Annotated in this window: 14 protein-coding genes; 11 read left to right on the top strand and 3 right to left on the bottom strand. The window is 50.9% G+C overall.

Features of this window, described 5'->3' with window-relative positions; all coding sequences use genetic code 11:
* Positions 1 to 19: 19 nt before the first annotated feature.
* The 6 genes from ssb (at position 20) to V8G57_RS07545 (ending at position 6,769) form a co-directional block, all read left to right on the top strand.
* Positions 20 to 514: a single-stranded DNA-binding protein gene (gene ssb / locus V8G57_RS07570; RefSeq protein WP_092394553.1), complete on the top strand. Its 495-nt coding sequence runs from the start codon at positions 20 to 22 to the stop codon at positions 512 to 514.
* Positions 515 to 1,056: 542 nt separating this feature from the next.
* Positions 1,057 to 2,256, top strand: a complete 1,200-nt coding sequence (locus V8G57_RS07565; RefSeq protein WP_342828864.1) for a tyrosine-type recombinase/integrase — start codon at positions 1,057 to 1,059, stop codon at positions 2,254 to 2,256.
* Positions 2,253 to 3,848, top strand: a complete 1,596-nt coding sequence (locus V8G57_RS07560; RefSeq protein WP_342828863.1) for a tyrosine-type recombinase/integrase — start codon at positions 2,253 to 2,255, stop codon at positions 3,846 to 3,848. The genes V8G57_RS07565 and V8G57_RS07560 overlap by 4 nt, the downstream gene beginning before the upstream one ends.
* Before the next feature lies 1 nt (position 3,849).
* A complete protein-coding gene (locus tag V8G57_RS07555; RefSeq protein ID WP_342828862.1) occupies positions 3,850 to 4,071 on the top strand; it encodes a hypothetical protein in 222 nt (73 codons plus the stop codon).
* Positions 4,072 to 4,241: 170 nt separating this feature from the next.
* On the top strand, positions 4,242 to 6,290 hold the full coding sequence (locus V8G57_RS07550) for a hypothetical protein (RefSeq protein ID WP_342828861.1): 2,049 nt from the start codon (positions 4,242 to 4,244) through the stop codon (positions 6,288 to 6,290).
* 2 nt (positions 6,291 to 6,292) lie between these two features.
* Positions 6,293 to 6,769 carry a hypothetical protein gene (locus V8G57_RS07545; protein WP_342828860.1) on the top strand — a complete coding sequence of 159 codons (477 nt, stop codon included), beginning with the start codon at positions 6,293 to 6,295 and terminating at the stop codon, positions 6,767 to 6,769.
* A 171-nt stretch (positions 6,770 to 6,940) separates the two neighbouring features.
* Here V8G57_RS07545 and V8G57_RS07540 read toward each other — a convergent pair whose 3' ends face one another.
* Positions 6,941 to 8,314 (bottom strand): hypothetical protein, encoded by a 1,374-nt coding sequence (locus V8G57_RS07540; protein ID WP_342828859.1) that lies wholly within the window; start codon positions 8,312 to 8,314, stop codon positions 6,941 to 6,943.
* 468 nt (positions 8,315 to 8,782) lie between these two features.
* On the opposite strand from V8G57_RS07540, the gene V8G57_RS07535 reads away from it, so the two are divergent.
* From V8G57_RS07535 to V8G57_RS07520, 4 genes are all read left to right on the top strand, one after another.
* On the top strand, positions 8,783 to 9,856 hold the full coding sequence (locus V8G57_RS07535) for an ABC-three component system protein (protein ID WP_342828858.1): 1,074 nt from the start codon (positions 8,783 to 8,785) through the stop codon (positions 9,854 to 9,856).
* A complete protein-coding gene (locus V8G57_RS07530; protein ID WP_342828857.1) occupies positions 9,844 to 10,356 on the top strand; it encodes an ABC-three component system middle component 2 in 513 nt (170 codons plus the stop codon). The genes V8G57_RS07535 and V8G57_RS07530 overlap by 13 nt, the downstream gene beginning before the upstream one ends.
* Positions 10,357 to 10,496: 140 nt before the next feature.
* The gene (locus V8G57_RS07525) at positions 10,497 to 12,191 is read left to right on the top strand and encodes a hypothetical protein (protein ID WP_342828856.1); all 1,695 of its coding nucleotides are present in this window, start codon (positions 10,497 to 10,499) and stop codon (positions 12,189 to 12,191) included.
* Positions 12,192 to 12,791: 600 nt separating this feature from the next.
* Entirely contained in the window at positions 12,792 to 13,826 is a 1,035-nt protein-coding gene (locus tag V8G57_RS07520) for an abortive infection family protein (RefSeq protein ID WP_342828855.1), read from the top strand.
* 162 nt (positions 13,827 to 13,988) lie between these two features.
* On the opposite strand, the gene V8G57_RS07515 is transcribed toward V8G57_RS07520, so the two are convergent.
* Positions 13,989 to 14,417 (bottom strand): hypothetical protein, encoded by a 429-nt coding sequence (locus V8G57_RS07515; RefSeq protein ID WP_342828854.1) that lies wholly within the window; start codon positions 14,415 to 14,417, stop codon positions 13,989 to 13,991.
* A gap of 203 nt (positions 14,418 to 14,620) precedes the next feature.
* Positions 14,621 to 14,890, bottom strand: coding sequence for a hypothetical protein (locus tag V8G57_RS07510; protein ID WP_342828853.1), 270 nt, complete (start codon positions 14,888 to 14,890; stop codon positions 14,621 to 14,623).
* Positions 14,891 to 15,337: 447 nt separating this feature from the next.
* On the opposite strand from V8G57_RS07510, the gene V8G57_RS07505 reads away from it, so the two are divergent.
* Positions 15,338 to 20,842 carry a DUF4011 domain-containing protein gene (locus tag V8G57_RS07505; RefSeq protein ID WP_342828852.1) on the top strand — a complete coding sequence of 1,835 codons (5,505 nt, stop codon included), beginning with the start codon at positions 15,338 to 15,340 and terminating at the stop codon, positions 20,840 to 20,842.
* The last annotated feature ends 196 nt before the right edge of the window (positions 20,843 to 21,038 follow it).

The raw sequence follows: 21,038 nt of genomic DNA, 5'->3' as shown, positions 1-21,038 counted from the left end.
GTATTTAGGAGAGCATCACATGGCATCGGTCAACAAAGTCATCATCGTCGGCAATCTCGGCCGCGACCCGGAAACACGCTACATGCCGAACGGCGAAGCGGTCACCAACATTGCCGTTGCCACCACGGAAAGCTGGAAAGACAAGAATAGCGGCGAGAAAAAAGAATTAACCGAGTGGCACCGCATCACCTTCTACCGCAAGCTGGCGGAGATCGCCGGCCAGTACCTGAAAAAAGGTTCGCAGATCTACGTCGAAGGCCGCCTGCAGACGCGCAAGTGGCAAGACAAGGACGGCGCTGAGCGCTACACCACCGAAATCATCGCCGACACCATGCAGATGCTGGGCAGCCGCCAGGGTGCGGGCGGCAGCGCGCCGATGGACGGCGGCGACTACAGCAGCGCGCCGCCGGCACGCCAGCAAAACACGAGCGCGCCGGCGGCTCCAGCCCGCCAGGCCCCGGCTTCGCGTCCGGCGCCGAACTTCTCGGACATGGATGACGATATTCCGTTCTGACCGGAACCATTAATTCAGTTGTAAACCAAAGCCGGAAAATTTGCATGTAATCAGTATCTTACATGCGGATTTTCCGGTTTTTTTATTTCTGCTTTCTTTACGAAAACCGGAACCAGCGGTGATGTGTAAACTTAATCCCCCTCCCTTAGTTCGCCAGTCGTTGACTTTGCGGGCGTAGCGCAGCGAAGCCCGCTGCCTCAAGATTTTTCTTTTTTTGTCGTTCTGGCAAAACCCCTCGTTTTTTCGCGACTGCATCTGTTGATGCTGTACACGAGCCTCGCTGTTCTTCCGTTTGTCAGCGCTGGCCGGCCTGCCCTTCCGCGCATGTATTCAACGCTCGATTTCTAATACAACAACAATTGAGTTGGGATGAAAAGACACATTTCCAGCTTTTTTGAATAGTAATTTTTATGTGTTGAATAGTATAGCGTCAGTAATAAAAAATCCTTTATATTCAAACACATGTGAAATTTTATTGGTTTACTTTCTCGCCGCGGTAGTCTACATTGATTTAACATTTTTGACGCCAGCACGGGGGGATTGTGAAGGATTACTCCATTCGGGAAGTGAAACTATCCACGGGCGAACATTTGCCTATCCTGGTCAAAGGCGGCCCGCTGGGCGTGCCATGCTACGCAGTCACTTGGTTCATGCTCGTCATGTATCGCTCGAAAGGGCTTACTGCGAATTACATTCGACAACTTCTTCGCGCCATGGGCATGGCCCTCGAGTTCGTGGAGCAAAGGGAAGTAGACCTCGTTATGCGCGTCGCGAAGGGGCGATTTCTGACTTTGGATGAACTCGCTGGGTATGCCGACCGATGCCGGCGGTCAGGACTTCAAGAGTCAATAACGGTGGTCGGAAATTCATATGCCGCATTGCGCTTTCGGGTATTCATTCATTACATCAATTGGATTGCCGAGCCAATCATTGCTCGCATCGTTGACGACAACAAGCGTGCCGCAGCGAATGCAGCGCTTCTACGATTTTTGAAGCGCGCCAAAAGCGTGGCACCTCGTGTCGATGCCGAATCCCCGGTGCCAGGTGAACGCAAAGGCATGTTGCTCGAGCAACGTGAGCTATTTCTGCGAGTCATCCGACCAGATTGCCCGGAGAATCCTTTCGGTGAAAAATTGCGGCTTCGTAACTACGTGCTCTTGATGCTGGAATTTGCATTGGGACCCCGCGGTGGCGAGGTACGCGGCTTAAAGACTCGAGATTTCGATTTTAGTCGTTACCCAGCGACCGTCGTGATTCATCGTCGTCATGACGACCCCGAGGATACAAGGAAAATTCCGGCGCAAGCAAAAACCAGGGGCAGAATTCTGGAACTTGGGGATGAACTCAGTGACGCGGTTTCCGATTGGATTATGACGCAGCGGTCCGACAAAAACATGTTCCCGCAAGCTAGGAAAAATCCCTATCTCATCACCAATTATCGTGGCGAACCGATGGGAGACAGAGGTTTTCGGCAAGTCATTGAAACCTTGCGTCGGCATTATCCGCAGCTCGGCCAGTTGTGCCACCAAATGTTGCGACACGATTGGAACGAACGTTATACCGAAGATGCTGAAGAACACGGTGACGACCAGTCCATAAGTAGGCGCGACCAAATATATGCGATGGGCTGGAAGCCACACTCCACCATGCCGGAGCACTATGCCGCGGGGGCGATTGAAAAGTCGACAAATAAAAAAATATTGAGAATGCAAGCGAAGGACTTGTATAAGGAGCCAAAATGAAAACGCCGCTTCAGCCCGTCCCAGACTTCGACGACGAATATGCTGAGCCGTCATCAACCGATGTCATTGCATTTTCAGGCGACGTGGTCGATACGTCGGGCGTGGAATGGCAAATAGGTCCACGGGAATGTTTGAACTGGGCTTTGATGCCTCTTGTTGCTGGACGAACGTTACTAGCGCTTAAGGCGCACTTTAGAAATCTCGTTCGCCGAGGAAGTCCTGCTTATGCTTCGTCTCAATTCAACTATCTGGCATCTCTGTTTAAATATGCAGTTGCGGATAATGTCAGAGTCAATAATCCAACAGCCTTAAATACAGGATTTTATGAGCGCATTCGGAAATTACTACAAACACAGAAAAAAATCAGTGCGGGGACAATTCCAAATTACCTAGATGCATTTCGGCGCTTTTACCTATGGTGCACTGACGCGGGATTCGAGGGATTTGACTACGAAGAAGCAACTATTTTAGAAAATCGCGTCATCGGCGGCAATGCAAAGGGTGTCGCGGTCATGAGTGATGACCCCAACGCGGGGCCATTGCGCCCGTATGAGCTTGACGCAGTTGCTGCGTATCTTCGACAAGCCACAGGTGAGCGCGTTTTGCCAACGGCAGTCCTCGCCGCGGTATGGCTGTTCCTGGCATTTGGTACCAATCCAAAAAATCTCTGGCTGCTAAACGAAGAGGACTTAATAAAGACGGCCTTAACCGACGGCGGTGTCTCCTACTCGCTCCGAATACCGAGGATTAAAAAACGCGATGCCGTTCTGAGAACTGGATTCAAGAGCAGGCCACTCGACCCGGAAATCGGGCGGCTTTTGGAAGAATTGATACAGGAAAACGCGGATTCACAGATGAGCGAAGCCGTTAGGGAAAACGGGCTATTTGAACGACCTCTATTCCGGCGGCTAAAAGCGCATCCCAAATTAACCACTACGTCTTTTTCTTCGCACGCGTTTCGTTGGCCGAAGGGAGAATTCGGTCAGGTGTTAAATCGTTTCGCCGCAGCGAGCGGTTTGAAGGCCATGGATGGGTCGCCGCTTTCCCTAACACCGCGGCGCCTGCGCTATTCCTTTGCGACGCGTCTCGTGCGTGACGGTGCGTCCAAATCCGAATTGGCAGACGCTTTGGACCACACCGACCTGCAGCACGTCCATGTCTACTTCAATAATCGCTCTGATACGGTTATACATCTGGACAATGCGTTGACCGCTAGTCTGACGCCTCATATCCAGGCTTTCTTTGGAATGGTTATTCCCAACGAGCAGCATGCCGTGCGCAGCAATGACCCTGCGAGCCGCATTCGATTTGCAAACAAAAAAATGGACCGGCTCGATTACGTGGGTAGCTGCGGAAATTTTTCATTTTGCGGACTCAATGCGCCGGTCGCCTGCTACACCTGTCGTAAATATCAAGCCTGGCTAGACGCGCCCCATGAGAAGGTACTTGAATTTCTCCTGGAAGAAAGGCAGCGTCTTCTGAATCGAGGCGCTTTTCCTGAAATTACACAGGCGAACGATTTGACGATTCTGGCTGTGAAAGAAGTGATTAGGCGCTGTAAAAAAATGCACCTTGAACTCGGAGAAATTTGAGATGAAGAAAATCAAAAAATCGACCGACAGAAACACTGAAAAATCGCTGTCGGGCTCTTTCCAACGTGCCAATTCACTGGATTTGATGTATGTGGATTTCGACGCGGCTGGTGAAAAAAAGTATGTCACTCAAGTTGGTAGCTGCGGAAATTTTTCATTCTGCGGAGTCAATGCGGCGGTCGCCTGCCACACCTGCTACACCTGCGGTAATTACAAATTCTGACTAGACGCGCCCCATGAGAAAGTACTTGAATTCCTTTTGGAAGAAAGACAGCTTCTTCTGAAGCGAGACGCTTCTCCTGAAATTACACAGGCGAACGACTTGCCGATTCTGGCTGTGAAAAAAGTGATTAGGCGTTTTAAAAACACACCTTGCACTGGGAGAAATTTGAGATGAAGAAAATCAAAAGTTCTGCCCACAAAAGCACTGAAAAAACACTGTTTGAGTTCGTCGAGCTTGCGAGGTCCGCAAATCCCTTTGGCGTTGTCGATTTTGACGCAGTGACGTGGACTGTACCGCAAAAAAGCCGCGCATCCAGCGCGCGCAAGAAAGCAATTTTGTGGTTCAACGCAAACTTTGTTAAGAAAACTAAGTTCGAAAATGCAGTCCCTTTCCCAGAACCGTTTGGTGCCTTCGTCAAGGCGACAATATGTGCGGCGGAACGCCGCTCCAACAAGGGGTTGAACCAAACCGACCACATGGTTACCGTTCGCGCCTTCCGCTATCTTTACGCAGGGTTCGGAATTCGGAGTTCCAATCCTGTGGATTTAATGCACGCGGATTTTGACGTCGCCGTTGACTTGTGCAAGAAGCGCGGCGAGGCAGAGGCGTCCAGATATCGAATCGGGGTGAAACTCGCCAGCATTGCGAAAATGATAGATACCCACCGATTGGCGCCAATACGAATTGGGTGGACGAATACCGTTCCGAAGGAAACTGAAAATGATGTGTCGATTCAAAGTCGTCATGGCGATGATTTTGAAGAGGACCGCAGACGCAAGCTTCCGTCCGACATAATTCTGGCTGCACTTGCCGAGATATCCAATCTTCCCTTGAATGATAATGACCTGTTGCGCCAACGAGCACTTGAGTTGCTCATTTGTGGAGGCTGGCGTATGGGGGAGTTACTCACCTTGCCGAAGGAGTGTTGGCGAGAAGAGCTACAAGAGACGAAAGATGGTTTTCCTATCGTAAACCAATTTGGAAAACCGGTGATTCGATACGGAATACGGGATGTGCCGGGAAAAAAAGCGCATGTTCAGACTCGAACAAAATGGCTGCCAACGATTGCGAGTGACTTGGCGAGACGCGCCATCGATGACATTCTACGTATTACTAAGCCGTTTCGTCAGATAGCAGAATTTATTGCGAGTAATCCGGCAGGGACGCTACTACGTGAACCTTGGCCCGCCGTATGCGACGACTATCTGTTGAGCATGCAGGAAGTGGAACGCGCCGTGGGTCTCGCTTCTAGCGAAAATGGCGCAAGTGGAAGGCAGTTCGTTGCGCTACACGATGAACTCCATGTCTACAAAAAAGAGACAGATAGCGGTAGATGGATACAGGCGATACGGAAGGGCGACCTTGAAGAGTGTCTTGCGACCTTTACGCGTAAAACCGAAGTGTTTCCCGGAGGAGAAGCCGATTACGCACTTCATGAGATGTTATTTGTCGTTGGTGTCAATTTCTTTCATTCGAAAAAACCTACTTTGAACGGCACAGCGTTGCTGATGACAGACCAGCAGCTGAGTGACTATCTTGCAGGTAGAGGCGAAAGCCCCTCGATTTTCGAGCGCACAGGATATCGTGATGAGGACGGGAAACCACTGAGAGTAACCGCACGTCAAGTTCGTCATTGGCTGAATACGTTGGCAAATGAAGGAGGATTACCTGAGATGGAGCTCAGTCGTTGGATGGGGCGCACTGATGCCCGTCATAACGAGCCCTATAACCACATGACTGGGCTGGCGTTGGCGCGAAGCATCCGCGAAAAATTACAACGTGGTGAGGTACAGGGAGTCATTGCTGACTCCGCTATCAGAATTAACGACCCTGTGAAACGAGAGGAATTCATTGCGACGCGCACGATGGCGGCACATGTGACTGACCTTGGCGTTTGTGTGCATGATTTTTCTGGACTCCCATGTCCGTTGCATCGTGATTGTAGTTCGTGCGGTGAGCATTTTCTTGAAAAAGGGAATCCAATTCAGGTAACGTACACAACTGAATTGTTGGAGGAAACAAAATTCCAACTGGATTTGAGCAAGAAAGAAAAGCGCGACGGAACGTATGGCGTAGACAACTGGCTTGACCATCAGAAACAGACGGTTGAAAGACTTGAGACAATACTTGAGATACATAATGACCCTACCATTCCGGACGGGATGTTTATTCACCTGGGTACTCCGCAACCGCGAGAAAAAAACGTCGCTCGGAGGTAATTGTGCAGCCTCGCAAACGCAAACAAACACGGAGAAAATTAACAGGCCAACGTGTTCAATTTATCGTCGGCCTTATAGAAGATTGGCCATTGCAGAAAATCCTAACTTGGGAGGGGGTCGTAGCGCTGGTATTGAAGGAGACAGGTCACGTCTGGACTCGCCAAGGACTGCAGGCTCACGACGATATTAAGGCAGCTTATGCAGCGAAGACTAGTGCTTGCCGAGAGTTTCATAAAACGGGAAAAATCCCAAAAAATAAGGCACCTACCCAAAGTATTTGGGAACAGAAAGTGAAGCGTGAGCAAGACAAGTACAGTGAGCTTCAAAAAACTCTTCGGTGGTTTGACGAGAGATTCGTGCGACATATTGCGAATGCTATCCGATTGGGTATTACACAAGAACAATTGGAAGAGCCAACGATTGCGCCGGAGCGAGGACAGACTGACCCTGTCAAAAAGAATAAATCCAGTCGAAAGTGAAGCCTTGTAACGCACGAGCGCCATCTGTGTCTGAGAGAACTCGGCTATTCCGGACAGCATTTTGGATGCATGCAACATGCGATTTAAGTGGCTCCAGGGGAGTCGCATCATCGGTTGTCAGGGTGCTCATGAGAAAAAAACAGCATGGACGTCAACTTAAGATGCACGTAGTTATAGTGACCGCGGAGGCTTTAAAACCAAGCCTAGACTCACAAAAAAATCTAATGTAACGTCTCTTGGTACTCCCTGACTCTCCAATTGTATAGCCGCGTCAAGAGGATTATGCGGGCGGCTCTGAGGTGATAGTGCTTCAATTGCGTGCCGTAAAAGTTCCTTATGTGGTGAGTGTTCAATATGAATGCCAGCGGCACCAAGCATATCTGCTCTACTGGGCCAGCTTGCTCGCCACAGCCAGCGAGTTGAGGTGGAATGTACTTTAGCAGGCGAACTAAATGATGCGCTGTTTACTACAATCGGACTCGGAGCTGCGCCACGCATGTCTTCCTTCGGATATTTTCGAGAGGGAGGAGTCAATGCATCATGCACCACCTCGTAGTAAGTATCTTCGTAGGGATTGTAAGGGGACTTGGCAATAAAGCCGCATGCGCGGAGGTAGCCAAGAAATTGCTTTACGGCGGTTTGTGCGTCGTATCGTCGGTTATCAATCACACCAAATCTATCTATGACCCATTCCTGAATGGTGTCCACCTGTAGTCTCTGGCCGGCAGTGCTTTTTCCATAAACAAATCGGGAAAACAGGGCCGCTTGCCATATCCGCGGCAGTTCATTGACGGCAGCAGCTTGTTCGCTTGCTTTATTAAGGTAGTAGGGCCATACCCCGGTTATGTTCAAGGACTCACGTAGGAGGCGTTCTTTTTCCAATCGCGGTAGAGTTCTGTAACGTTCATTTGCGTCAGCGATATTTTTATTTTTCTTCTCTATCTCTCGCTGTCTGGCCTCTTGCTTTCGTTTCTGGTTTGACAGTTGACGTTCGTGTTTTAGGTCCAACTGCGCAATTTCCCGTTCTAGCACATTGCGCAAAGCTGCCTGCTCTTGCTTCTCTCTTGGGTAGAACAGCCATTCCTTTTCGGTTACATCGTGTAGGACGCGTTGGCTCACTGCTTCGAAATCGGCGTCGTGTTTTAGGTTTGAAAGGTCAATTTCGATGCTCGGCAGGTTGAGTTCGTCAAGCTTATGTCGCTTGGCTTCGTCTACTCTATGTGTGAAAAACATTTCAACTAATAGGCGTCGGTTACCTCGATATCCAATCACGTCCGGACGAATATTTGTTTCCCATACCTCGTCTCGGCAGTACTCGAATCGAACAGTACGCGGTTCTAAGAGCAACTTGCTCTTTGTGTGAGTCGCGCCTGATTTTGTCCTGCCAGAAACGGTAATCCGCTTTTCCGGCAGATTTATCCAATTCGCGTCCAGCAATATCTGTTTGGCTGCGGCATGGATGGCAGTCTCGATGCAAGACTGAGTTGCAATGACATTATGGTGCGCAAAATGCCAGACTCTCTTCGTCCCTTTCTTAGCAATCAAGAGCCCATCGCATTGAAGGCAGCGGCAATCACATGCCAATCCTGACTCGACGTCAGCGGGGGCAAGTATCCGGCCAGCTTTAAACCCGAAAGGGATTCCAACGTGAAATTGATTGTTGCCTGTCATTGACATACAAGTAAGGGCACAAAATTCTAGGATACGTTAACTTAGACATAATATTGCATTTTTGAAAGCAAATTTTAACGATTCAATCGTTTCATAGAAGTGCCCTAAATGACTAGCCAAGGCCTCACTGCGGGCTTCTACTCCCATGGGAAATAACGACTTCTGCTCAAAGAAGTTGCCAATTAATAATTCAATTTCTCAACAGCATGCTAAGATTCCATCGACCGGTAGTTGCTTGTTTTGAAAAGCGAGCGGCAAAGTGCGAGTCCAACGCGTCCAAGATGACCTGACACAAGAACGAGAGATGTAGCGCTGCCATGCCCTCGAGCTGGCCTCAGACATATGCCGAACCAGCCCAAACAATCGAGCAGAAAGCGCAAAAATAGGTTCGTGGCCAAGCGAGGGGCTTTGCCTCCATCGGCCCAAGTACTACATTTCTCTCCCGACCAATGGGAACAATTCATTGAAGCCGCATGCGTGCTGAGACAGCTTGATGGCGGGGCGAAATACGCGTTCGTCAAGAAACTGGGCGGCGCTGGCGACGGTGGACGAGATATCGAAGCTCGGTTGATAGCCACTCTAGAAGCGGACCGCTGGGACCTTTTTCAAGCCAAGCACTACGCAGCCGGGCTGACTCCATCTGACGTGTTTCCTGAACTGGCAAAATTTTTTAAGCATCTACTTGCGGGAACATATCCGCAACCTCGTTTTTATTACCTTTGTGCGCCTAAGGGCGTTGGCAACGACCTGCATGATTTAATGGCCAATCCAGCATTGCTGAAACAGCGATTTGTGGATGACTGGAAAGCGGAGAAGACAGGGTTCAAGGGCCGTGCAGATGAGCTGACTGAAGACTTGCTCGCCATGATTCAGAGCTTTAACTTCGGACTCATTCGTGAATGTCAGCTCAGAGACCTTTTACAGTGGCATGAGTTAAACCGGCGTGCTCATTTTGAGCTGTTTGGTATCGAATCAGAACGTGGCGATGACCCTGGTGCGCCGTCACTACCCAGCATTGACGAACAAATCTATGTTGAGGAACTCATAAGGGTGTACTCAGAACACAACGGACTTGCCATGAGCCTGGATGATGTCATGAAGACGGCTCCCTTCGATGAAAGCCTACAGGACCATCGAGCGTTGTTCTACTGTGCTGAAGGATTGAGGATGTTCAGTCGAGACTTATACGGCGAAGAGGAATTCAACGAGCTATTGAACATGGTACTGGTAGGTGTGCGTCCGAGCATCAACAGCCTGAAGCATAAATCGGGGCTTGACCGCCTTGAAGCTGGCATTGCCGGTGTTTCTACGTTGCGGGTCGATGATAGCGTTTTGGCGCCACGGCTGCGCCCTGGCGACCTACCTGGCTCATGCCACCATCTGGTAAATCTGAAGAAGCTAAAATGGGTCAAATGAAACGTAAGCCCACGATTGCCGTATTCAATTCTCCGTTCGAACTTGGACTGAGGATGGTCTACCTCCTAAAGGCTCTGGCACCGCGCGGAGGCGACTTACAAAAGCTGGTTCTGCTTGACTATGCAATTGTTTATTCGGCCGACTTGAACGGCCCCAGCAGCTTGCACACACCAGTTCCATTTCGAGGCGCCGAGCTACTCAGCAGGCGAGAACTCATCGAGCAAGGCCTGTATTTGATGAGTACTCGTGGCCTCGTCACAGCTGATTGGGATGCTAATGGCATTACATATTTTGCGGGGGATGTAGCACGAACCATGACCAGCTCGTTGATGTCAAAATATTTGCGACAACTTGAGGCGCGATGCCATTGGGCGGCAGAGAAATTTGGACAGGCAGATTCGATTGAACTGACTGCACAGTTTGCTGCTAGCGGCCATCTTTGGGGAGCTGAGCTGGAAACCGTTTCCAATAATGGGGGAACGCTATGGCAATCGCGCTAAGGCGACTACAGTCTATCGGACCAGATTTGACAGATGCAGAGCTGTCATTTCATCCCAAGCGATTCCTGATTCGAGGTCCCAGCGAGACCGGCAAGTCTTACATACGCGATTGCCTTTGGTATTTGCTGGGTGGAGATAAATTGCCGAAATCCTTCCCATTGGCGGAGGGCTATCAGGAATTGCGACTACGTTTCACTAGCCAAGAGGACGAATACGAAGTACGGCGTGGTCTGATAGGGGGAAGTGCTGCGGTATATCGCCGGTCATTGGGCGCTGTTGACGAACAGGCCTTCGAGTCGCTCGAGCAAGATATTGGCGAACTGTTGGTTGAACTTTCCGGAGCTGGTGGAAAGCAAATTCTTCGCTCATCAAGTGACCGTGGTCCGGTGACTGGGGACGATGTGCGGCATTGGTCCTTATTGTCGCAGACGGCCATTTTGAGCGAAGACCCAACGAGCGGCGCTGGATTTGGCGTCCCTAAGCGCGTGGCATCGTTCAATCTGTTCCTAAGTGGGACCGACGACGCTGCAGTTCAACTGCGTAAATCGTCTGCGGAGGTTGAAAGAATCAAGGGGCAGTTGAGCTCTGCTGAGGATGCGCTCCGGCGTGTTCAGGCAGGGTTGCAGCCGGATACAAACCGCGACGATGTTGCGGACGCTTTGGAACGTGTCGATGAGGTCTTGGCCGCGATGACGAGCCAATACGATGCCCGCGCAACTAAACTGCGTGAACTCCGTAAAGAAATCGCTGACAATACGGACAAGCTGACAGTGACTAGCAATGAACGCAACCATTCTGGCTCAATGGTTGGTCGCTTCGAAATGCTTGAACAGAAGTACTCCAATGACCTTGAGCGGCTTGGAGCTACCAACGAGGGCGTCGCGTTTTTCCAAGAGCTTCCCAACGTTGATTGCCCTCTATGCGGTACGCCAACGGAGACGCAAGTCGACCCGAATGACCTGCGCCCTGGTGCGCCAAATCGTTACCGCGAAGCTATTGCTGCCGAGGCAGAAAAAATAAGGAATTTACGGTACGGTCTGCTAGCGGCGCTGGAAAGAGAGCAACGACGTTTCTCTGAGCTGAAGCAATCGGTTGAAGGCCTTACTAACTGCCTCAGTGTGCTGCAAAATCGCGAATCCGTCATTGTGAATGGTGCACGGATTGAATTCTCTGCAGACCCAAAATCACTGGCCGTGCGCCGGAGCGAGCTTTCGGCGCAGCTTGCTATATTTGATGAGATGGAGCGGTTGGCCGCTGAAATCGAGCGCCTCAAAAAATCTAAGGTGCGTCCAAAAATTCAGGTGAATCGTGACGGTGGAACCGCAGGACGTGCTGTTGCCGATTTATCCCTTGTGCTGCTTGAAGCATGGGGCTTTGCCGACATCGAAAATATCGCTCTAGATGCTGAGCAGTGTGACTTGCTTATCAACGACCGTCCACGCCTGAGCTATGGCGCTGGCAGGCGCGCGCTGTACTTGGCGGCTTTGACCATCGCCCTGATGGAACATGCACTTGGTCAGGGATATCCGCACCTGGGTGTCGTGGTCATTGATTCGCCCTTGAAGGCATATGCAGACCCGAACTCTGAGGAGCTCAAAGATATACCGTTGACGACTGTGACCGAACGATTCTACCAGTGGCTTTCGGAATGGACTGGCCTCGGTCAAGTGGTTGTTTTGGAGAACGAAAAGATTCGTTCTGAAACGGCCAGCGTTCTTGAACCAGTAGAGTTCACTGGACTGCCAGGAGTTGGTCGCGCGGGCTTCTATCCGACTCGGACCTTGCAACTTCCATTAGAAGCTAACGGCGACACTGCTGGCGATTCGGTGACTTGACATATACCTGACGGTGCATAGCTCCTGTACCGAGAGCTGGGATAGTCACGAAATGATGGGAGCAACATATTAAGCTCGAGTATAGATGGGGGGACAAGTGGGGGGAATCTCAAAAATTCTAACAGCACTTACTGCGCGGTCTCTTGCGCAACACTCGCGTCTGGGATGGTCTTCTCGAAATCTCGAACCCGATTTTTTGGAATCGCATATACGTCACCTAACAGGCAATGGGGCGTTGGACGCGCGGATGTGGAAAGTGGCAGAATAATTCTCGTTGATTATCTCCGAGACAGTGTGGCGGTCGAGCTCAAGGTTGGGGGACGACCCCGCCGCTATGATATCTATTGGAATTTGCACGATTGCCTTACCAATTGTCACCGCGCGAATCACGGGGTGGGAAAATCGACTTATCTTGAACATATTCAGCAAGCTTGAAAATGTTCAAGATATTGGTTCGAATTGAGATGTGAGAAATCCGTGGAACTGAACGAGATGAATTCTCGATGCGGTAACTGCCGCGGAAATTGAAAATATAGCGAAAGGTTTTTAATGCTCGAAAAGCGGCGAACATTTCCCCAACCCCTGACGCGAAGTGGCTTTATGAGAAGTTCAGCGGTCACGCGTGCAAAAGAAACATGGGAGTATTCGAAAAATCACGCGAATATTTTGACAAAAATGTTGAAAAACTGGCAGTCACTCACTCCTGTCAGCGTAAGTCGTTTTGACGTATTGCATCTTCGCTACCGCGAGGAAATATATTCTCTCTCTCAAATAATGAAGGTCGAAGGTCCGATATATCGACCAACTGGTTACGGCCTCGGTGTAATGCTTTTGCTTTCGGTGCCGGGTAGTATGAAGTTTGCCTCCCTTTGTGCCAAGGCATATCACTTTCTCCGCTGTGTGTACCTAAAAAATCCGGAGAAGCCGTCGATTCAGTTGTCGGAGTTCCGTCAGCACCTAGCGATAGAAGACGCGTTATCCGAGCAGGTACTTTATATTTTGAGTGATATTAATGTCTGCAATCAGCCGACAGAAGGTGAAAACCCTCCCGTCTATGTTTCTGCAAGTATCCGCGATAACGCCGATATTTGGGCTGTGCTTGAAATCATAGTGCCGACATACGCTCGTCAGCGACTTCTACCTCACGGAACGCCCCCGTTTTCTTCGCCAAACGCCTCGTTTATGCCGACAGACTTCTCGCATAATGTAATCGGCATGTGTCCAGGAGCTCTTGGCGATTTACAGAAGGCGCATGACCGGCTCTTGCACGACCCTGCTGGGGCTATAACCTCCGCACGTTCCATGTTGGAATCCGCCATCAAATGGATTCATCATCAAAAGCAGGAGGAACAGCCATCCAAGGACGCAAGCACAGGACGACGACTTAAGGATTGCTTAAAACTTCTCGGTGGAGCCGAGAACGATTTTGACAAGCCTGGCATCAGGATAATGGTCTCAGGTATGGAAACCGCTGTGAACGGTTTGGATGCCGCGCGGAATGCGATGAGTGATGGCCATGGAAAATCTCCGGATGCGCCGCCGGCAAATCCGAGAATCGCCCGACTGGTGGTTGGTTTAGCCACAACTGTAACCACGTTTTTGTTGGCGACGTACGAATCCCGTCAGAGACCATAGTAGGCATCTGTGAATGGGTGCTTTCGACCCTAAGGCGTCGGTCGCGCTTTCGAAAAGCGGACGTTATGAGTACATGCAACTGGAACTCATAGAGCTGCTTACCGCAAAGGCTGGTCGATTTTTAATGCCGACCTAAACGGACATCCCGCCTATCTCTGAAAGTCAGGACGACTCAGCATAAGGAAACCATGATTCTGCGCCATTGAATTCGTAGTCTTTGCCCTTTCGTCCTTCCCACTCTCCCAGAATGTACGGCCACTCTATCTCAAGTACGAAAATGTAATTGGGAAGAATGGTATAACGACGTTCCTCCATGTCAACGACCATGGTTTTCCGTTCAAACCGTTGACGCATCCAAGAAAAAGCTAGGTAGCGGGAACAAGAAGACATCGCAAAGGCACATCCCCAGGCGAGACCAGGGATATCGTGACCATCAATCTGAATTGTATGATACGAATCACCCCACGGTGGTTCGCCCACGTAGGGCAACTGGATTTCGTGATTTCCATTCGGAGAAACCAAGAGAAAATCACCCATCCCGGCCCACTCTTGGGGATGTTCTTGGCTAAATTCGATTCGAGTTAACGTCATAACTAGCACTATCTTCTAAAAAATGACACCAGCTGTGAAACAACGGTGTCGCGCGACATATTCTGGCCGGCATATAGCTACGAAATTTCAACCGAGAGCAAACATATAGGCACAACCGCTGGTCGCGGGACGTTTTTACCCATCCATGACCGCTTACGAATACAAGCACGACTGGCCGCTCCTGGCCGATTGAGGAAGTTCAATCACTTAGCCGCAACTAGAAATTCTTGAGCGAGTTGCTTAGCTTCACCTATTGACTCCACTTGCACGCGATGTTCCTCTGTCCACCACTCCCCAATCAACTGAGGAGCACCTGGTACCTTGACATAGCCGAGCACCCTAAAAAAGCTACCAGGAACTTGATATACACGAGCAAGGTGCTGACTATCGAACGAAATGTACGATGCGCAGCAATCCCAGGTGACCGGCTCCGCATAGGAGAAATAAGCGCCTTCGATGAGTTCTGGTGTCATAACTGTTCGATATTTACGTAGAGGTTATCACCGGCTGCTATTGGCCGTTTTGAGCCGGTCACAACAAGCTGCTTTCGACCCGCAAGCTCAAGGGCTGGGCCGGTCCCGCGTCAACGTACATCAGCTCCTTTGATTTGTGCGCTTATTTGGATATTTCCCCAATGGAACGTTGTATTATAGACAGTAAGTGTCATTCGTTTGAAATTAGTCTTGGTCTGATGGGGGGCTCGTTCGAAATGGTCTTCTCGTCAGCAAACACTGGAGCCGATGGGCCGTCGCGACAATCAGAACCCTGGTAGTCTCCGGAAAATGTCCGGGTAGAATTCGCTGCTATCGCTGGGCAGGTCTAACTGGATTAGACTCTTGATAAATAAAACGACACTAGTCGCAAGCTAAAACGACGCGCTAGCGGAAAATCAACAAGAAGACCCAGGGGAGTTGTGACCAATGAGCGAGTCTGACGACGTTAGTTCAGAAGAGGTATTGCCTCCAGAACTGAACCTATTTTCCGGCAGCGTGCCAATCAACGAGGCCCTGAATCAGTTAAAGCTGCGCCTTTTGGATTTGACTGGACGAAATCGCCTCATCAATTTTAAGAGCGCAACGGGAAAAACCCTCCAGTTTGTCCACAGCAATTTGGACGGTGTCTTCAAACGGATGGTAATTGACGCCGGAAAAGGCGTAAATATCGCTGTCGTCCCGGCTCCGCCCAGTAACGAGTGGGAATTGAAAAATGGTCGGCTCGTTCGCCCAGATGCCAGAACCTACGCAGCTAGGTTGGGAATTAATACCTCCTACGACTTGACAAACGTAGGCGAACGCGAAGTTACCGTCGACGGCAGTTTAATGTCCTCCACCCAACTTCGTACGTTGTATTACGCCGACGAATTGGGTAAACATGGCCGTAAGCTTGAACGCGAAGCTCGGCTAGCAATTGAGGAGACCGGGTCGAACATGCTCTATCTGGTCTTTGGATTTCTGGAATTTCCTGAAAGCCCGGATAGTGACAAGCTTTACCAGGCACCGCTGCTTTGCGTGCCGGTCACCATCACAGCAACAGATTCTGGCCAATACACGACGTTCGAGGTGAATTACACCGGCGAAGAACTAACAGACAACTTGTCACTTCGAGAAAAGGTCAAGCGAGACTTCGGCCTTAATTTGCCGGTCTACGACGACGAAAACGACGAAAGCGTCGGCTTATACCTTGCCCGTGTAGATAAAGCGGTCGATAGTCTGCCAGAGTGGACGGTTCGCCGGCGGATGACCCTGGCGCTTCTTTCGTTTTCCAACATGCTAATGGTCAAGGACATCGACCCAGAAACCTGGGTGCATGGCGAGAAGAAGTCCTTATTGCTCACGCACCCCCTCATTCGCCAGGTATTTGAAGGGAAGCAGTCCACCGCTGGCGAAGCGACCTATGCAAGCGAGTACGATATTGATGCGCACCCGGGCGGCGACTTACCGCTCATTTACGATGCCGACAGTTCACAGCATAGTGCGCTTATCGACGTCTTGGAAGGAAAGAGCCGGGTTATCGAAGGACCACCCGGGACAGGCAAGTCGCAGACAATCACCAATATCGTGGCCGCTAGCCTGCAAGCGGGCAAAACCGTGTTATTTGTCTCGGAAAAGCTCGCTGCGTTGCAGGTCGTAAAGTCCCGTCTCGAGCAAGCTGGGCTGGAACGCTTTGTTCTGGAGCTCCATAGTAACAAGACCAACAAAAAGCGCGTTCTAGAGGACCTGGAAAGCCGAATATTGCTGCGAAAGCCCGCAATAGGAGAGTTGCCCCAACTGCTGGAGCAACTGACCGAGAAACGGGATGAGCTGCGTGCTTACGTCCAATTGCTCAACAGTACCGAAGGAAATCAACTCGACCTGACGCTTCATCAAGTGATGTGGCGGTCCGAGCTCAATCGCCAACGCTGTGGGGACCAAGCCGAGGTGGTTGCCAATATCGAGTATCCGGCTGCTATCCAACTTTCCACCACAAAGTTCATGGCCCTTTGCGACCGTCTCAAGTACTTGTCCGAGCAGTACGACGTGATTGAGGACTTCAGCGCTGAACATCCATTTTGGGGGTTTTTTCCTACCGAATTGACACCAGAGGACACCATCCCGCTACACCGCATACTTTCGACCAACGCTGAGCTGCTGAGTGGCTTCAATACGGCTATTGAAAGCGTCGGCGACCTGTTAGGTGTCAGTACATCTGTTCCGCTGTCGTCCGAAGCCGCGGGTAAACTCGTCAACACTTTGTGCGAAGTTACGCCAGCAGACCCGGCCGAGGTCGATTTTTCTTTCCTTCCGGCTCTGTTCACCGAGGTGGACCCCCACGGCAATGAAGGACTTCGTATTCTCAACGACATTGCTGAGCAGCAAAAACTAATTGCGACCCTCGAGCGGGAGCGAAATGCTTCGCTAACAAGCAACCAACCAGTGAGTGCCGCATTGCTGGCACAAGCTAATGAAATACTAGGTGCTCTTCAATCTTATGGTCTGGCAGGTGTTGGTCAACACGAATTGGATAACCTGAAAAAGAGCTTGTTTATAGCTACTAATGATGCATCGATTGCTCTAAGCGAGCTGGAGGCGTCTGCGACGATGTTTCATGTTCCTTTTCACGGCGCTTTTTCGGATGTCGCGCGCATCGGGGCCATGTGTGAGCACATTCACAGTGCTCCGCTCGAACTGCTGCACTTGCGGCATGAGGGATTGCGAGACCTGAGCGCTGTTGGGGCCATGCAAGGGCTTCAAAGCCGGCTTCGGGAAATCCATTCCAACGAAAAGAACTTCGAGGCCAAACTTTACCTCGATTCAGTTCCCAGTGAACCGGAGTTGCGAGAGGCCATTCAGGTATTGCGTGAAGGCGATAAGTGGTATCGCGTTCTGCAAGCTCCATGGCGGAAGGCGATAGGATTGCACCGTCGATTGTCACGCGACAAAGCTAAACTGTCAGCACGAAAGCGATTAATAGAACTGGAATCCCTTCGCGCACATCAAAGGAGCCGCAAGGACTGGAACGAAGACGGCAACTTGAAGCGCTTTGGCGGTTTTAACTTTGCTGGGGAACAAACTCCTCTGGACGACCTGATTGCCGTGGCCAACTGGGTCGCAACAGCCTCAAAGTCACTGGCGGACAATCAGGTGTCATTGGAAGCCTTTGACCCACTGACGGTAGACAGAAGCCGCTTGGCATTATTAGAAGCTCAGGAGAAGGTGGTCGCGAAAGCACTGCAGTCTTTGCAACGGTTTAGCACAATCTTGGACAGCGCCATGCTTGGTGGAGAAGCCACGGCCAACCTTGCTCGTACGTCGCGTTGGGCGGAGCAACTTCGAAAGGCATCGGAAATTGGTGCAATCCTGACCAAAGCTGTGGATTTACTGGGGGTGTACGTCAAACCACATGAATCTGCCGTTAGAGGCCTACGCGCCATTATCGCGAGTCACAACATTCCACGCTGTATCGATGCGATAAATCAACACACCGCGGGTAAAACCTTGCTGGGCGCGAGGTTTAAGGGGCGCGACACCGCGCTTGAGGCCGCATTTGCCGCGCATACTTACGGTACCTTGGTAAAAGGTTCGAAGTTGCCGCCGCCGGTCGAGCAAATATTGCTCTCCGCTGACTGCACCTACAATTTCACTAAACTCAAATCGTACATCGTTGCTATCCACAAGGGCTGGCAAGACCTTACGGATTTCGAAAAAGCGATTAGCGAGTTCGGTAGATTCGAACTGCGTCTTTGGGCGGACACCGCCCCAGAGGACGTAACTCAGTACGTAGCAGGCCTGTCTACTCGGACGAATATCGCTGTCGCGCAATTGTCATCTCTCCTGCCTTGGGCTCAGTACATCCAAGCTCGTGAGGAAGCCGCGACCGCTGGCTTGGACGGCTTCATTAAAGTGTTGGAGGACGGACAGCTTCCCCCGCCAAAGTTGAAGGACGCCTTCAGTTTTCGGTTTTACGCGTCTATCGCCCAACAGGCCTTTATAACGCACAAAGCCCTTCGAGTGTTCAGCGGCACCCGCCACACCTCCGTTCGTGAAGATTTCGCCCGCATTGATAGGGAAATTATCAAGATGCGCGGAAGTCAGGTGGCTCGGGATTGTATCCAAGCTAGTAAGGTTCCTTTTGGAGCTACCGGCGCCAGGGTGAGCGACAAGACCGAACTCCGTCTGCTCGAACATCTGATTCCCCAGCAGCGACCTCGTGTCCCCCTGCGAAAGATGTTGTTGAGTGCTGGTCGAGCGATACAGGCGCTAAAACCGTGTTTTATGATGGGGCCGCAGGCCGTTGCACAGTATTTGGCGCCGGGACATCTGAACTTCGACATAATCATCATGGACGAAGCTTCGCAGTTGAAACCTGAGCAAGCTCTTGGAGCCATCGCGCGCGGAGCCCAGCTCGTTGTCGTCGGCGACCCGAAACAATTGCCACCGACATCGTTCTTCTCTCGCATTTCATCCGCTGACGGCGATGGGGAAGGCCCAAACCAACTGGCTACTACAGATGCGGAAAGCATTCTGGACGTTTGTATCAGCCACTTTCAGCCTGTCCGGACGCTTCGCTGGCACTACAGGTCCCAGCACGAGTCTCTTATTGCATTCTCAAATGAGGCTTTCTATCGTGGCGCCTTAGTCGTCTTCCCTTCCCCTTTTGGCAAGAGTAAGGGCTTGGGGCTACGCTACCACTACGTCCGCGACGGAGTCTACGATAATCAGATGAACAACATCGAGGCGCTGCGTATTGTGGATGCTGTCGTCGACCATATTCTGCATCGACCAGAGAATTCCTTGGGTGTGGTCACTCTTAACGTCAAGCAGCGGGATTTGATTTCAGAAATGCTTGAACAGCGACTGAAGAACGTGGCAGGTGCGGTCGATTTCAAGGAAAAGTGGGCTGCCATCGGCATGGGGCTATTTGTCAAAAACCTTGAGAACGTTCAAGGTGATGAGCGCGACTGCATCATGATTTCGACGACATTCGGCAAGGCACCTGGCACCAACGTCGTTCGGCAGAACTTTGGGCCTATTAGCCGTCAAGGTGGCTGGCGTCGCCTGAACGTGCTTTTTACTCGTGCGCGGAAATCTGTGGTGGTTTATAGCTCGATGCGTCCAGAAGACATCGTTGCCGATAAAAGTACACCTGAGGGTACTCAGGCATTGCGCAATTATCTTGAATTCGCGCGCGACAATGTCCTGCCTAAGAAGAATGAGACAGACCTGCCGCCAGACAGCGACTTTGAAGTTGCAGTTCTCGATGTACTGCACGCCAGGGGATATGAGGTCGTGCCGCAACTGGGTGTTGCCGGTTTCCGCATTGATATCGCCGTCAAACATCCGGACTACCGGTCTGGATACCTCGCAGCCATTGAATGCGATGGTGCGAGTTACCATTCTGGAGTATCCGTACGTGACCGTGACCGCATACGCCAGGAAATTCTGGAAAGTCTTGGTTGGCATGGCCGCATATGGCGTATTTGGTCAACCGATTGGTTCCGTAATCCAAAAGCCGAGGCTGAGAAGTTGTTTGGCTTTCTGGCCAAACTGCGCTCTGTTCCATTGCCTACCGACTATGTGCAAGTCCTGGAGGAGGAACAAACAGAGGAAGAGTCGGCAGAATTGTCTGAGGACGTCCTGGCTACCCGAGTAGATGAACAGGCTCCGGAAGAACTCGTCCTAGACACTGACGAAAACGAATTTGAGGCTGAGGTTGGCGACTTGGTAACCTATGCCGAGGCATCCACTCCGGATGTTCCGGTTTCTGTTCGCATTACGACGCACCAAACCAACCTAGACCTCGGAATGGTTGCCCAAGGTACGCCCTTGGGTTCGGTATTGTTGGGCTCAATGCTCGGTGAAACAGTTACCTTGCGGATTCCACTGAAGCCGCCTCGGCATTTGCTAATTCTTTCCATAAGTCGTCAAAGGATGGGGTCTACGAATTAGTACTATTCTTCGCGAGGGAAATGCCAAATGTCGTTGAAAAAGCTCTTCTTTAAGGAACTTCAAGGCATAGGGGCTGAGCCGTCTTTATCGCCCTCTAACGTCTCCAACGATGGTGGAACGAACCGACGTTACACTCAAATGTGACAAGCACGGGACCTGCAGACAATGCTATGCAGCGGATTGGTGCTAATTATTT

It is taken from the genome of Collimonas rhizosphaerae (genome assembly GCF_038896935.1).
Lineage (GTDB): Bacteria > Pseudomonadota > Gammaproteobacteria > Burkholderiales > Burkholderiaceae_D > Collimonas > Collimonas rhizosphaerae.
This window is presented reverse-complemented; position numbering and strand designations above follow the sequence as displayed.